Origin of the sequence: Micromonospora sp. NPDC007271 (assembly GCF_040634005.1) — a bacterium.
Lineage (GTDB): Bacteria > Actinomycetota > Actinomycetes > Mycobacteriales > Micromonosporaceae > Micromonospora.
The window spans coordinates 22,113-35,789 of record NZ_JBEYER010000003.1; the positions used below are offsets into that span (position 1 = coordinate 22,113).

Here is a 13,677-nt window from a genome sequence, read left to right on the forward strand (position 1 = left end):
GGTGGAGTTTTCCCTACCCCATCCGGCCCACCGCGGCCCGCAGTCGGGCCAGGTCGCGCCGGCGCCGCTCGTAGGTGGCGGCGAGCGTGATCAGCGCCAGCCCGCCCAGGCCGAGGAAGATCCACCGGGGCAGCAGGTCCCAGCCCCGGGCCAGCTCGTGCAGCGCGAGCGGAACCAGCGTGGCCGCGCCCAGGAGGACGGGTGCCTGCCAGCGTCGGGCCGCCCCGCCGAGCACCGCGCCCAGCGCCACCACGCCGAGCGCCAGCCGCCGCCCCGGCTGCGGGTCCGGCGCCGCCAGCACCGACACCAGGCTGGGCAGCAGCGCCGCGGCGAGCCCCGGGCCGAGCGCCAGCCAGCTGTTGAACCCCGGCCGGGTGCGCAACGCCACCAGGCCCGCGCCGAGCGCGAGCGCCGCCGCCGGTACGGTGTACGCCTCCAGCACCGCCACTCCACCGGCGGCCAGCAGCAGCCAGCCGCCGAGCAGTTCGCTGCCGCCGGCGACGCCGGCGAGGATCCACCGCCGGGCCGGTGGCTCACCCCGTCGCACCACGCGTACCGCCACGGCCGCGCCCCACAGCGCGCAGACCGCCGCCGCGTGCCGCAACGCGCCGCCGGTGACCAGCAACGCGAGCAGGGCGACCGCCTGCGCCGCGGCCTCCAGCGCCACCGCGCCGGACGCGCCGGCCGCGAAGTCCCGCGGGGGCTGCTGGCCGCGGGTGACCGGCAGCAGGCCGGGCATCCCGGCCCCGCCGGCCGCCCGGGCGCGCAGCAGCGGCACGCCGTGCAGGGCCGCCACCGCCACGGCCAGCACCGCGAAGGCGGCGGTACGCAGCGGCAGCCCGCCCGCCAGCGGCGCGGTCACCGCGAAGCCGGTGGCCGCGGCCAGGGCCACCAGCCAGCCGGCGAGCCGGGTGGCGGCGTGCCGGCCGGCCGCACCGACCACGGCCGCCGCGACGACCACCGCGCCCAGCCCGGCGAGCGTCCCGGCCCGGGTGGCGAGCAGCCCGCTCAGCCCGGCGAGGCCCAGCACCAGCCCGAGCGGCAGGGTGACCGGCACCAGCGGCCGGCGCGGCGCGGCGAGGGCGGCCACCAGCAGCCCGACCAGCCCGGCCGTGAACGCCGCCGCGGGCACCACGGGCCACGGCGCGCCGGCCGCCGCCAGCAGCACCGGCAGGGCCAGCGCACCGAACGGCAGCGCGGCCGGCGCCGGCAGCCACCGACCGCCGCTGCGCCGGCTCTCGCTCGCCGCTTCTGGTGCCGCGCACCGACCTGGAGCCGGCGCGACCCGGGCGTAGACCCCGGCGGCGGCACCGAGCAGCAGCAGCGCCAACCCGGCCCGCGCCGCGCCCGGCACCGCGGCCACGGGCGGCACCCCCGACCAGACCGGTACGGGCAGCGCCAGCAGCACCCGCAGGGCCGCCGGTGCGGCGGCGAGCAGCGCCAGCCCGGCCAGCCCGGCCCCGACCACCCGCGGCGCGACGCCGGGCCGGGCGGCCCCACCGGCGGCGAGGGCCGGCAGCACCCCCGCCGCGGCGTAGAGCGCCACCGGCTCGGCGCCAGGTACGACCAGCGGCGCGACCCCGACCGAGGCGAGCGCGACGGCGAACCCGGTCGAGGCGTACCCGTGCAGGTCGGGCCAGTGCCGACGGACGGCCGGTACGGCGGCCACCAGCACCGCGACGGCCACGGCCGCGCCCCGCAGCTGCCACCAGGCCGGCGCGCCGAAGCCGATCAGCGCGACCGCCGCCCCCGCCGGGACGGCGAGCAGTCCCACCCCCAGCGCCACCCCGGCGATGGCCCGCTGCGCGCCGGCGCCCCGGCGGCCGAGCGCCGCGACGGCCGGGCCGAGGACGGCGAGCACGGCCAGCACCGCGCCCGCCCCGGCCGGCTCGGCACAGCCGATCAGCAGGGCGTGGCCGAAGAGGAGCGCCGCGGCCAGGGCGCCGGCGAGCACGGTCGGCCGCCGCCGGGCCGGCCGGAGCACGGTGCCGACCAGCAGTGCGGTGGCCGCGACCAGCTCGACCGCCAGCACCAGCGGCCACGGGGTGGCTACGACGGCCGGCGCGGCCAGCACGGCCAGCGCGCCACCGGCCAGCCCGATCGCCGGCCGGGCGGACCGGGGCACCAGCAGCGCCACCGCCCCGGCGGTGAGCAGCACGGCGACCGGAAGCTGCCAGCCCCAGGACGGGGCGGGCACGGCCCGTCCGCCCTGCCAGGCGGGGAACGCGGCGACCACGCCGGCGCCGGCGACGACCATGGTGAGGGCCGCCGCCGCCTGTCCGAGCCCCGCCGCCACCACGAACGCGCCCACCCGCGGCCCGCCCCGCAGCCGCGCCGGCAGCGCCCGCACCGCGCCGGCCGACCCGGCCACGACCAGCCCGGCCGCCACCAGCAGCAGCCCCGGGCGCAGCGCGACGACCGGCCGGATCAGCGCGCTGGCCAGCACCGGCACCAGCAGACCGGCGGCGACCGCCCGGTAGGCCCGGCCGCCGCCCACCAGTGCCCCGGCGACCAGCGCCAGCGCCACGAGCAGGAGCGGCCCGCCGGCCAGCGCGGGGGCGCCGGCCGCCCGCCCCAGCACGAGCGGCACCAGCGCGCAGCCGGCCGCGGTGGCGAGCGCGACGCCGTGCCCGACCCAGCCGAGCACCCACCCGGCGAACAGGGCCCGCGCACCACCGCTTCCGGCCGGCCCGACCCGCTTTCCCAGGACCACCACCACCGCGAGGTCGCCCAGCGCCACCCCGGTCAGGACCAGCGCCCAGCCGGCGGCCGACGGTGCGGCCTCGACGGCGGCCAGCGGCAGCACGGGCTGCGCGAACAGCAGCGCCGCGAACCAGGGCACGGTCAGCCGGCTGAATCGCGCATACCCGGCCGCGGCCGCCGCGCTGGCCCCCCCGACCAGCGCGGCGTACCGGCTCCCCGGCCAGCCGGCCACCCCGAACAGGTCCACCGACCAGGCGGCGTACCCGTCGAGGAGCACCAGGAGCAGCCCCACCGCGGCGAACGTCTCGGCCGTGCCGCGCAGCCCGCGCCGGCGGGCCACCAGCGGCCCGGCGAGGGCGAGCGCGGTGAGGCAGAGCAGGATCAGCGCCCGGCCACCGACCCCGAAGGCGGCCCAGGCGACCGCCGTGAAGACCACCGCCGCGGTGCCGAGCAGCAGTCCACCGAGGACGAAGAGGAGACCCTGCACGGCCCGGGTCGAGGTCTCCGCGCCGCCGGGCCGCGGGTCGGCGGCCGGCACCGGCGAGACCGCCGGCGGCACCGGCCCGACCGGGGACGCTGGCGGCACCTGCCCGGACGGGCGCGGCGCCGGGATCTCCGACCGGATCCGCGTGGCCAGCTCCGCCCGGCGCTGCCGGGCCGTGCCGAGCCGGACCGCCAGGTCCTGGTACGCGGCCCGGGCCCGCTCGACCTGCGGTGTCAGCGCGGCGATCTCCCGGTCCAGCCGGACCACCTCGGCGGCTGGCGGGTACGGCGGACGCCCGCAGCCGGGGCAGCCGGAGACGAGATCGGCGGGAGCGCCGCAACCGGGGCAGGGGTAGCCGGTGTTCTCCACCCGGACAGCATCGCGACCGGCGGGCCGGCCCGACAGAGTAGGGGTACCTAGGACCGGGTGTGGTCGTGCACCCAGGCCGCGTAGTCCGGGTTGCCGCTCTCCACCCGTGTCACCAGGATCTCCGGCACCTCGTACGGGTGGTTGGCACGGATCTGGTCGACCAGCGCGTCCACCCGGTCCGGCGCGGTCTTGAACTGGACCGACCACTCGGCCGTGGTCTGGATCGCGGACTCCCACCAGTAGGTGCTGTCCACCTGACCGCCGACCTGGGCGCATGCGGCCAGGCGTCCGGCGACGGCCGCAGCCGCCAGCACGTCCGCGACCCGGCGGGCGTCCACCACCGTCGTCACCACGCAGATCTGCTCCACGAACCGCACCATACGTGGGATTCCTGCGAGCCGGCTGCAGCGCCCACCGAAGCCGGCTCCGCCATCCCGGCCCCGCTGTGCGGGCGGGCCGGTTCCGCCCGCGCTCAGCCGGCGGCGGTGCCGTCCCGGTGCGCCGCGACCCACCGATCGATCCGCGCCCACCAGTCGAAGAGCCAGTCGATGCGTTCCTGCCGCCCGGCGGGGATCTCCTCCGGCGGCACCGACCAGAACCGCATCACGATCCGCTTGTCCATCGGCAGCTCCCGCCACACGTCGGTGACGGTGAGCATCCGATCCAGCCCGGTGTGGGCGACGAAGACGACCCCGGCCGCAGGGGCGGCGTCCAGGGCGGCCAGCAGCCCGCCCGGCTGCGGGGCGAGCACGTGCTGCATCCGCTCGGCACGCGACGCCATCCGGTCCAGGCCGAGCGCGCGGAGCCGGGCGATGGCCCGCAGCCGCCGGCCGGGGGTGAAGTTGCCACCCTCCGGGAAGATCACGAACGCGTCGTCGCCGTCCAGGCCCGTGGCGAGGTGGCCGATCTGCGCGAGCATCGCTTCCCGACCGTCCGGCCCGGGCGCGATGAAGCGGTTGGGCAGCCGGTTGAGCAGGACGTCGATCGCCGGGTCCCACTGAAGGCTCTCCTTCAGCACGATCCGCGGTTCCCGGTGGAACCAGTTCACCAGCGCGTGGATCAGGATGAACGAGTCACCGGGCCCGGCGTGCCGGCAGATCACCAGCTCGGGGCGGCCGGGCAGGGCGACGTCCGGGTCGGCGCCGGCCACCTCGATGCGCAGCCGCAGCGCCCAGCGGGCCTGCCAGAACAGCACCCGTAGGAACCAGCCGGCGAGCTGGTAGTGCGCCCGCTGGAAGGCCGGTGACCGCTTGCGCGCGCCGAAGCCGGAGGCCAGCCAGAGCGCGAAGAGGGCGAGCAGCGCGGCGGCGTCCCAGACCAGGTAGACCGCACCGATCCAGAGCAGCCGCAGCGGTCGCAGCCGCCCCGGCACCAGCGGCGAGGCGGCCAACGCCAGCAATGCCCAGGCCGGCAGCGTGGCCACCACGGCGAGCGCGAGCAGCACCACGCCCGGGGCCACCAGCAGCCGGCGTACCCACCGGGGCGGCAGCGGCATCAGCGCTCCAGCCGGGTGTCCAGGTATCGGCGGGAGGCGGTGTACGCCCGGCTGATCCGGCGCCCCACCGCCGCCAGGTCGCGGTACGCCCACGGGCTGTCCTCGCGCGGCTCCAGGCCACCGGTGGGCAGCACGTGCACCTCCACCCCCTCGGGCAGGGCCGCCATCTCGCGGGCGAACCGGTGCCGCCGGGCGATCTCGAAGGCCACCTGGGCGATCTCCCAGGGCCGCCGGGGCGGGCTCAGCTCACGCTCGATCCGCCCCACCTGGAGCACGAAGATCTGCTTCGCGCCGAGGGCGACCGCCTCCCCGACGGGGATGGAGTTCACCACCCCGCCGTCGATGTAGTGCTGGCCGTCGATCTCCTTCGGCGGGAGCAGCCCCGGCACCGAGGCGGAGGCGAGCACCGCCGGCACCAGCGGCCCGCTGTGGAACCAGTGCTCGGCGGCGCGCTCGATGTTCGCCGCGCAGCAGCGGAACGGCACCTTCAGATCGGCGAAGGTGGTCTCCTCGCCCAGCTCGTTCTCCAGCAGCCGGCGCAGCGGCCGGGGCGAGTGCAGGTGGGTACGGGCGGCGAACCGGCGCAGCTGCCGGGCGACCGAGTCCCCGTACACCTCGCTCGCCTCCGGGGAGGCCCAGAGCCGGACCAGCCGGTCGGTGACCGCCTCGGTCGGGTCAGCGGCGACCAGGGCCCCGTTGACCGCGCCGATGGAGGTGCCGAGCACCATGTCGGGCTGGATCCGGGCCCGGAACAGGGCGCGCAGCATGCCCACCTCGACCGCGCCGAGCACGCCCCCGCCGCCGAGCACGAACGCCACCGGACCGCCTGCCATGCCGTTCATCCTGGCACGCGCCGGGAAGGCGCCCCGGTCGAGCCGCCCCGCCCGGCACCCACCGTGACCCCGGGCAACCGCCGCAATGCAGCCTGCGACGACGGACCGGACAGCCGTTGACATGCCGGACACATTCCCGCAACCTGATACCGCTCCCAAGCCCCAGGCAGGTGCGATTTGAAGGCGTCACTGCACGCCGGCAGGTTGCTGGCCCGCAGGTACCGGCTGATCGACCAGATCGGGGCCGGCGGCATGTCGGTGATCTGGCGTGCCCGGGACGAGGTGCTGGACCGGACCGTGGCGCTGAAGGTGCTCGCCCCCTCGCTCGCCGCCGATGCCCGGTTCCGCGACCTGGTGCGGGAGGAGGCCCGCTCCGCCGCCCAACTGGTGCACCCGCACGTCACCGCCGTCCACGACTACGGCGAGACGCCGGCGCCGGACGGCAGCATCACCTCGTTCGTGGTGATGGAGCTGCTCGGCGGCGAGGAGTTGGAGCACCGGCTGACCGAGGGGCCGCTGCCCTGGCCGGAGGCGGTGGAGATCGTCGCGCAGGTCGCCGAGGCGCTCGCCGCCGCACACCGACTCGGCATCGTGCACCGCGACATCACCCCGGCGAACGTGATGATGACCCCGGTCGGGGCCAAGGTGCTCGACTTCGGCATCGCCACCCGGGTCGGCGCACCGGACGAGGACGAGGACGGCGGCACGTTCGGCACCCCGGCGTACGTCGCGCCGGAACGGCTGGACGGGGCAGCGGCCCAGCCCGCCACCGACGTCTACTCGCTGGGCGTGCTGCTCGTCGAGGCGCTGACCGGCCACCCGCCGTACCCGGCGGACACCTGGGAGCAGCTCAGCGCCGCGCTCGCCGAGGCCGGGCCACCCAGCCTGGACGGCGTACCCGGTCTGCCGGAGCCGGTCGCGGACGTCTGCCTGCGCTGCCTGGCCCGCGACCCGCGGCGGCGGCCCACCGCGCACCAGGTGGCCCGCGTGCTGCGCGAGCAGCTGCTGCCCGCCGAGCCGCAGCCCGCCGCCATGCTGGCCCCGGCGATGGCCCCGCCGGCGCTGGCCGCTCCGGAACCACCGGCGCCGGCGCTGGCCGCTCCGGAGCCACCGGCGCCGGCGCGCCACCCCGCCGCCGAGCCCGACGGGGACGCCGCCGCCCCGCCCGGCGCGGGACCGCGGCGCCGGCGGTCGTTACCGCTGGTGGCAGTCGGCGTGGTGGTCGTGGTGGGCGGCGCCGCCGTGCTGCTCGCCCCCGCCCTGCTCCCCGGCCGGCAGCCGTCGCCGGAGGTGCTGCCGAGCGCCGGGCCGCTGGTGGTGCCCTCCACGACGCCGTCGAGCCCCGCCGCGCCGGGCCCGAACCGTCCGCCCAGCCCGAGCCGATCGGCCCCGGCCACCAGCAGCGCGGCACCGGTGCCGGCCGCCGGCAGCCGGTTCGAGGCGGCCAACCGGGTGGACGGGCTGATCGAGGCGGGGCTGGCGGCGGGCCAGATCCGCGAGGACGTCGGCGTCGACCTGCGCAACCTGCTGCGTAACGCCACCGCCGCGAGCGGCGCGGGCGCGCTGACCAGTGCCGTGGACACGCTCCGCGCGAAGATCAGCGAGCGGCGGCGGGAGGGCAGCATCAGCTCCGCGTACGCGGAGCGGCTCGACGCGGCGGCCGCCCACCTCGCCGCGGCCCGGGCGTGACCGGTCAGCGGGCGGTGGCCGGCGCCGGCTCGCGCTGCCCGGGCCGCGGGGCGTGGGTGGCGAGGAAGCCCTGGTACACCGACTCGTAGCCGGCGGCCATCCGCTCCACGGAGAAGTTCTCCGCGACGTGCGCCACGCAGTCGGCCGGGTCCAGGCGGGCGGACTCGATCAGTGCCGCCGGAAGCTCGTCGGGGTCGTCGCAGACCAGTCCGGTCAGCCCGGGGCGGACCAGTTCGGGGACCGCGCCCCGGCGCAGCGCCACCACCGGCGTACCGGTCGCCATCGCCTCCACCATGACCATGCCGAACGGCTCCTCCCACTGGATCGGCATGATCAGGCACCGGGCGTCGACCAGCAGCCGCAGGGCCGAGTCCCGGTCGGCGTTGAGCACCAGGGTCACGTCCTCGCCCAGCAGCGGCTCGACCACCTGCTCGAAGTAGCGGCGTTCGGCCGGCTCGTTGCACTTGCCGGCCAGGGTGAGCGGCAGATTTGCCCGGCGGCAGGCCCGGATCGCCACGTCGGGCCCCTTGTCCGGGCTGAACCGGGCGAGCCAGAGCACCGGCCCGCGCCCCGGCGCGCGCTTGCGTGGGAAGTCCCGCAGCGGCATCGCGTTGTGCACCGTCCCGACCCAGGGCAGCCCCGGGTTCGCCCGGCGCTGGGCGCGTGAGATCGCCACCAGCCCCACGCCCCGGTCGGTGTCGCTGAGCACCGCGCCGTACTCCCCCACCGGATTGCCGTGCACGGTGGCCACCGTGGGCACCGCCCGGCGGCCGGCGACCAGCGGGCCGATGGTGGTGTGGTCGTGGATCACGTCGAAGTCGGCGGGGTCGACCAGGTGGTTGACCCGGGCCAGGTGGGCCAGCTCGGGCAGGGACTCGCCAAGGCGGTGATACTGGAGTTCGTCCGTGGTGGAGACGAAGTCGCCGCTGGTCCCGTGGTCCCCGCCGGCGCCGAAGACGGTCACCCGGTTGCCGCGGTCGACCAGGCCGTCCACCAGCCCCGCCACCACCTGCTCCAGCCCGCCGTAGCCGGGGGGCGGCACCGACAGCCACGGCGGCACCACCATGGCGATCCGCAACGGCCGTGGCCGGGCGCGGTCGGACGGCGGGTGGTTCACGGCCACGAGTCCTCCCCGATGGTTCCGGCGTTGGCGGATCGGCGACGCTTTCCCTGGGCGGCGGGAGGTAAACGGGCGCATCCGGCCGACCGGCTCAGCCGGCCACCACGATCCGGTCGTCGACCTCGCGTACGCCCGGGGTGGCCCAGGCGGCCCGTTCCGCCTCCTCCCGCTGCCACCACGAGCGGACCACCCCGTCGAGCACCACGGCGTTCCCGGCGACCCCCACCCTGATCCGCTCCGTGCCGGTCCGCCGGAGCAGGACCCGTTGCAGGTCACGGCGGGTCTGCTCGTCGCTGGACGGGGTGGGTGAGTGGACCTCGACCAGGTTGGTGACCCCGCGTACGCCGCGCAGCCGGCGCAACTCCCGCTCGGCCGTACGCCGCTGGAATCCGTACTCCACCTCGCCGCGGAGCATGATCCAGCCGTCGGCGACGGTCACGTCCAGCCGCTCGGCGGGGACGAAGCTGTCCCACTCCAGCGCCCGGCTGGCGGCGATGGCGATGTCGGCGTCGCTGCGTTCCTCGGCGGCCGGCAGGCGTACCTCGAGGTCGCTGGCCACGGCCCGGACCCCGCGTACCCGGTGCGCGCAGCGCTCGGCCGCCCAGCGCCGGGCGTAGCTGTCCACCTGTCCGGTGAGCGTCACCACACCGTCGACGACGGTCACCCCGATGTCGGTCGGCCGGGTCTGCGCGTCCCAGTCCAGCTCGGCGAGCACGTCCCGCTGGATCTCCGGATCGGTACGGACGGCGGTGGCGCTCGTCATGACGTCCCCCTCCCGTGGCGGTTCCCGGTCAGTCGAGGGTGCCGCCGGACGGGGTGAGCCGGGCTCACCCGCACCGGGTGGGAAACGAGAAGCGGCGGCGGGTGACGGAGCCAACCCCCTTGACCCCGTCACCCGCCGCCAGTGGAGGAGGCAGGTCCTTGTCCGTTACGACGTCTCGGCGAGCGTCACGGTTGCCGTCTGGCTCGATCCGTTTCGCTTGAACTGCACCTCGACCCGGTCGCCGACCTTGCCCGCCTGGACTGCGCCCACCAGATCGTTCGAGTCCTTGATCACCTTGTCGCCGAATTTGGTGACCACGTCGCCCCGCTGCAGCCCGGCCTTCTCCGCGGCGCTGCCCGGGCTGACCGAGGCGACCAGCGCGCCACCGTCCTCGGCTTCTCTCACGCTGACCCCGAGCGACGGGTGGCTGACCTTCTCGCCACGCTGGAGCTTGCCGGCGACGTCCTTCGCCTTGTTGCTCGGGATGGCGAAGCCGACGCCGATGTTGCCGCTGCTGCCCTGGCCGGCGGTGGCGATGGCGGTGTTGATGCCGATCACCTCGCCCCGGGTGTTGACCAGCGCACCGCCCGAGTTGCCCGGGTTGATCGGGGCGTCGGTCTGGAGCAGGCCGGAGATCGAGCTGGCGCCCTGCCGCGGGTCCATCTGCTGGCCGCTCTCGCCGGCCTGGATGGTGCGGTCACGGGCGCTCAGGATGCCGGCCGTGACCGAGCCCTGGAGGCCGAGCGGGCTGCCCAGGGCGAGCACCTGGTCGCCGACCTGCATGGCGTCGCTGTCGCCGAACGTGGCCGCCTTCAGGCCGCTCACCCCGCTGGCCTTGACCACCGCGAGGTCGGTCTTCGGGTCGGTACCGACGATCTTCGCCTGGGCGGTCGTGCCGTCGACGAAGACCACCTTCGCCATGTCGCCGCTGGCGGAGGCGACCACGTGGTTGTTGGTCAGCACGTACCCGTCGGCGCTGAGGATCACCCCGGAGCCCTCACCGCTGTCCGTCATGATCGAGACCACGCTGTCCTGGACGGAGGCGGCGATCTTCGGCAGGTCCGCGCTGTTGATCACAGGCGCGGCCGAGTAGTTGCGGGTGACGGTGGTGCCGTGGCCGCCCAACGCGAGCGCGAGCGCGCCGCCGGCCACCCCGGAGCCGAGCATCAGCGCCAGGACCAGCGCTCCCGCGCCCACGAACTTCGCCGCGCGGCCCGGCCGCGGCGCCGGCTGCGGCTGGCCCCACGGCGGGACCGGCTGGCCGGCCTGGTGCGGCTGCCCGCCGGGATACGGCTGGTACGGCGGCACCGGCCCACCGGCCGCCGTCGGGTAGCCGACGCCAGGATGCGCGCCGGCGCCGTGCGGCGCACCGGCGCCCTGGTGGACGCCGCCGGCCCAGGCCCCCGGCTGCTGCCCCCCGTACCAGGGGCCGGGCTGCTGCGGCTGCCCGGAGACCGGGTACGGCGGGGCGGACGGCGTCGCCGTCGGCCGCGCGTACGGGCTGACCGGCTCGGCCGGCGCGGCGGCGGCCGGAGCGTCAGGGCGGCCGAAATCGGCGGCGGCCGGAGCGTCAGGGCGGCCGAAATCGGTGGTGGCCGGAGCTTCGGGGCGGCCGAAATCGGTGGTGGCCGTAGCTTCGGGGCGGCCGAAATCGGTGGTGGCCGACGCGTCGGCGCGGCCGAGGTCGGCGGTCGCCTCGACGGCGGTCCCGGCGGCCGGGGAGTCGGCCGGAACCGGCGCGGCGGCCGGAGTAGCTGCGGAGTCCGCGGGCCCGCTCCCGGTGTGGGGCAGCTCGGCGGTGGGGTGCGACGGCTCCGCGTCGGCGAGAGCCGGCGACCGCTGCGGGTCGGTCTCGTGGTCGGTCATGTATCCACCTTCTCCTCTGCCACTGCGACCAGCCTGGAACGCACCTGAATCTTTTCTGAAAGTCAGTCGCCCGGCTCCGGCGACTCGGGCAGCAGCGGCAGTCTGACCCGGAAGGTGGCCCCGCCGCCCGGCGTTTCGGCAACCTCCACCGTGCCGTGGTGCGCCGCCACCAGCGCGGCCACGATGGCCAGCCCCAGCCCGGTGCTGATCGGCCCGCCGGCCCGCCGGGTCCGCGCCGCGTCCACCCGGTAGAACCGCTCGAAGACCCGCTCGGCCTGCTCCGGGGTGAGGCCCGGGCCGGTGTCCGCCACCTCGATCACGGCCAGGTTGCCGGGCTCCACCCGCAGCCGCAGGATCACCGAGGTGTCCGGTGGGGTGTGGGTGAGCGCGTTGGTCATCAGGTTGCCGATCACCTGCCGCAGCCGGGCGTCGTCGCCGAGCACCACCAGCGGCCCGGCGCCGGGCTCGATGTCCAGCTTGATCGGGCGCTCCGGGTCGACCACCCGGGCCGCCTGCACCGCGTCGGAGGCGAGTACCGGCAGCTCCACCGGGGCCAGTGTGATCGGCCGTTCCCGGTCCATCCGGGCGAGCAGCAGCAGGTCCTCCACCAGCAGCCCCATCCGGGCCGCCTCGTCCTCGATCCGGCGCAGCAGGCCGGCGGTCTCCTCGGGCTGCCGGGCCGCGCCATGCCGGTAGAGCTCTGCGAAGCCCCGGATGGTGGTCAGCGGGGTGCGCAGCTCGTGCGAGGCGTCCGCGATGAACTGCCGCATCCGCTCCTCGGAGCGCCGGGCCCGCGCCTCGGACGCCTGCGCCGCCGCGGCCGCGTCCCGGGCACTGACCTCGGCACTGCGGGCCGCCGCCTCGGACGCCGCCCGGGCGGTGAAGGCCGCCTCGATCTGGGCGAGCATCGCGTTCAGCGCCCGGGACAGCCGGCCCAGCTCGGAGGTCGGCACGGCACGGCCCTCCTCCGGGTCGGGCACCCGCCGGGTCAGGTCACCCCCGGCGATGGCCGCCGCGGTCCGCTCGATCTCGACCAGCGGCTTGAGACTGGTACGCACGATCCCCGCGCCCACCGAGGCCAGGATGATCAGCACCGCCCCGCCGACCAGCAGGTCGATCCAGATCAGCTGACGGACGGCGAGATCCACGTCGGTGAGGTTCTGCCCGATCACGGTGTAGGTGTCGGCGTTGACCTGCCGGATCATGATCCGCCAGCGGACGTGATTGTCGGCCCCGTCCGTGGTGAAGGCGGCGTGGTTGGCGTGCTTGTCGTACCAGGACTGCTGGGTGAGGCCGGCCGGCAGGTCGGCCGGGATCAGCGACTTGTCCCGGGCCACCGTGCCGGACTGGGCGGATCGGCTCCACTGGGCGAGCAGGTAGTCGGTCGGGAGGGTGTTGACCGTCTGCTGGTTGATCGTGATGCCCTGGCGGAGCTGCTCGCTCAGCTGGTCGTCGATCCGGCCGACCAGGTAACTGTGCAGGAAGAACGCGGTAAGAGAACTGATCACCACGAGCGCCGCTGCCACCAGGGCGAGGACCGAGGCGACCAGCTTCACCCGCAGCGGGACGCTGCGCAGCCAGCCCTTCGCGTCGTGGACGGCGCTCACGCCGCCGGCTTGCGCAGTACGTACCCGACCCCGCGCAGGGTGTGGATCAGCCGGGGCTGGGTGTTGTCGATCTTGCGCCGCAGGTAGGAGATGTAGGACTCGACGATGTTGTCGTCGCCGCGGAAGTCGTAGTTCCAGACGTGGTCGAGGATCTGCGCCTTGGAGAGCACCCGGTTGGCGTTGAGCATCAGATAGCGCAGCAGCTTGAACTCGGTCGGCGACAGCTGCACCCGCTGGCCGGCCCGGTGCACCTCGTGGGTCTCCTCGTCCAGTTCCAGGTCGGCGAAGGTGAGCCGGGAGGGGGCGTGGTCGCCGGTGGCGGTACGCCGCAGCACCGCCCGGATCCGCGCGGTCAGCTCCTCCAGGCTGAACGGCTTGGTGACGTAGTCGTCGCCGCCCAGGGTGAGCCCGCGGATCTTGTCGTCGGTGGCGTCGCGGGCGGTCAGGAACACCACCGGGGTACGCGTACCGCCCTCGCGGAGCATCCGGATGACCTCGAAGCCGTCGAGGTCGGGCAGCATCACGTCGAGCACGACCAGGTCGGGCCGGTGGTCCTTGGCGGCGGCCAGCGCCGAGCTGCCGCTGGTCGCGGTGGCGACGTCGAAGCCCGCGAAACGCAGGCTCGCGGAGAGCAGCTCGAGGATGTTGGGATCATCCTCGACGACGAGCAGTCGAGCCTCGGTCTGGGTAGCCACCATGTCAGCCATCATCCGCGCTCCGGCTGCGGTCCCGCTGGGTGGATGCTGGA

At 76.0% G+C, this 13,677-nt stretch carries 10 protein-coding genes; 1 reads left to right on the plus strand and 9 read right to left on the minus strand.

Going from position 1 to position 13,677, the window contains the following annotated elements; translation table 11 throughout:
* Positions 1-13 precede the first annotated feature (13 nt).
* The 4 genes from ABZ570_RS01955 to ABZ570_RS01970 all read right to left on the minus strand — a co-directional run bounded on the left by ABZ570_RS01955 (position 14) and on the right by ABZ570_RS01970 (position 5,884).
* Positions 14-3,556 carry a hypothetical protein gene (locus ABZ570_RS01955; RefSeq protein ID WP_358055745.1) on the minus strand — a complete coding sequence of 1,181 codons (3,543 nt, stop codon included), beginning with the start codon at positions 3,554-3,556 and terminating at the stop codon, positions 14-16.
* A 47-nt stretch (positions 3,557-3,603) separates the two neighbouring features.
* Positions 3,604-3,924 (minus strand): divalent-cation tolerance protein CutA, encoded by a 321-nt coding sequence (gene cutA, locus ABZ570_RS01960; RefSeq protein ID WP_358055747.1) that lies wholly within the window; start codon positions 3,922-3,924, stop codon positions 3,604-3,606.
* 104 nt (positions 3,925-4,028) lie between these two features.
* Entirely contained in the window at positions 4,029-5,051 is a 1,023-nt protein-coding gene (locus tag ABZ570_RS01965; RefSeq protein WP_358055749.1) for a 1-acyl-sn-glycerol-3-phosphate acyltransferase, read from the minus strand.
* On the minus strand, positions 5,051-5,884 hold the full coding sequence (locus ABZ570_RS01970) for a patatin-like phospholipase family protein (protein ID WP_358055751.1): 834 nt from the start codon (positions 5,882-5,884) through the stop codon (positions 5,051-5,053). Before ABZ570_RS01970 ends, ABZ570_RS01965 begins: the two co-directional genes overlap by 1 nt.
* A 177-nt stretch (positions 5,885-6,061) precedes the next feature.
* Between ABZ570_RS01970 and ABZ570_RS01975 the strand changes: the two genes are divergently transcribed.
* Positions 6,062-7,573, plus strand: coding sequence for a protein kinase (locus tag ABZ570_RS01975; RefSeq protein WP_358055753.1), 1,512 nt, complete (start codon positions 6,062-6,064; stop codon positions 7,571-7,573).
* Positions 7,574-7,577: 4 nt separating this feature from the next.
* Here the strand turns inward: ABZ570_RS01975 and ABZ570_RS01980 are convergent, their stop codons facing one another.
* The 5 genes from ABZ570_RS01980 to ABZ570_RS02000 all read right to left on the minus strand — a co-directional run bounded on the left by ABZ570_RS01980 (position 7,578) and on the right by ABZ570_RS02000 (position 13,627).
* Complete coding sequence (locus tag ABZ570_RS01980) at positions 7,578-8,639, minus strand: glycosyltransferase family 4 protein (protein WP_358055968.1); 1,062 nt, start codon at positions 8,637-8,639, stop codon at positions 7,578-7,580.
* A gap of 145 nt (positions 8,640-8,784) precedes the next feature.
* Complete coding sequence (locus ABZ570_RS01985) at positions 8,785-9,456, minus strand: BON domain-containing protein (protein WP_358055755.1); 672 nt, start codon at positions 9,454-9,456, stop codon at positions 8,785-8,787.
* A 165-nt stretch (positions 9,457-9,621) separates the two neighbouring features.
* On the minus strand, positions 9,622-11,322 hold the full coding sequence (locus tag ABZ570_RS01990; RefSeq protein WP_358055757.1) for a trypsin-like peptidase domain-containing protein: 1,701 nt from the start codon (positions 11,320-11,322) through the stop codon (positions 9,622-9,624).
* Positions 11,323-11,384: 62 nt separating this feature from the next.
* Positions 11,385-12,929: an ATP-binding protein gene (locus ABZ570_RS01995; protein WP_358055759.1), complete on the minus strand. Its 1,545-nt coding sequence runs from the start codon at positions 12,927-12,929 to the stop codon at positions 11,385-11,387.
* The gene (locus ABZ570_RS02000) at positions 12,926-13,627 is read right to left on the minus strand and encodes a response regulator transcription factor (protein WP_358055761.1); all 702 of its coding nucleotides are present in this window, start codon (positions 13,625-13,627) and stop codon (positions 12,926-12,928) included. The genes ABZ570_RS01995 and ABZ570_RS02000 overlap by 4 nt, the downstream gene beginning before the upstream one ends.
* Between the last annotated feature and the right edge of the window lie 50 nt (positions 13,628-13,677).

Excerpts from the sequence above, each read along its gene's own strand:
- ABZ570_RS01965 (WP_358055749.1), bottom strand. The coding sequence starts at position 5,051 with ATGCCGCTGCCGCCCCGGTGGGTACGCCGGCTGCTGGTGGCCCCGGGC.
- ABZ570_RS01980 (WP_358055968.1), bottom strand. The coding sequence starts at position 8,639 with ATGGTGGTGCCGCCGTGGCTGTCGGTGCCGCCCCCCGGCTACGGCGGG.
- ABZ570_RS01990 (WP_358055757.1), bottom strand. The coding sequence starts at position 11,322 with ATGACCGACCACGAGACCGACCCGCAGCGGTCGCCGGCTCTCGCCGAC.
- ABZ570_RS01985 (WP_358055755.1), bottom strand. The coding sequence starts at position 9,456 with ATGACGAGCGCCACCGCCGTCCGTACCGATCCGGAGATCCAGCGGGAC.
- ABZ570_RS02000 (WP_358055761.1), bottom strand. The coding sequence starts at position 13,627 with ATGGTGGCTACCCAGACCGAGGCTCGACTGCTCGTCGTCGAGGATGAT.
- ABZ570_RS01970 (WP_358055751.1), bottom strand. The coding sequence starts at position 5,884 with ATGGCAGGCGGTCCGGTGGCGTTCGTGCTCGGCGGCGGGGGCGTGCTC.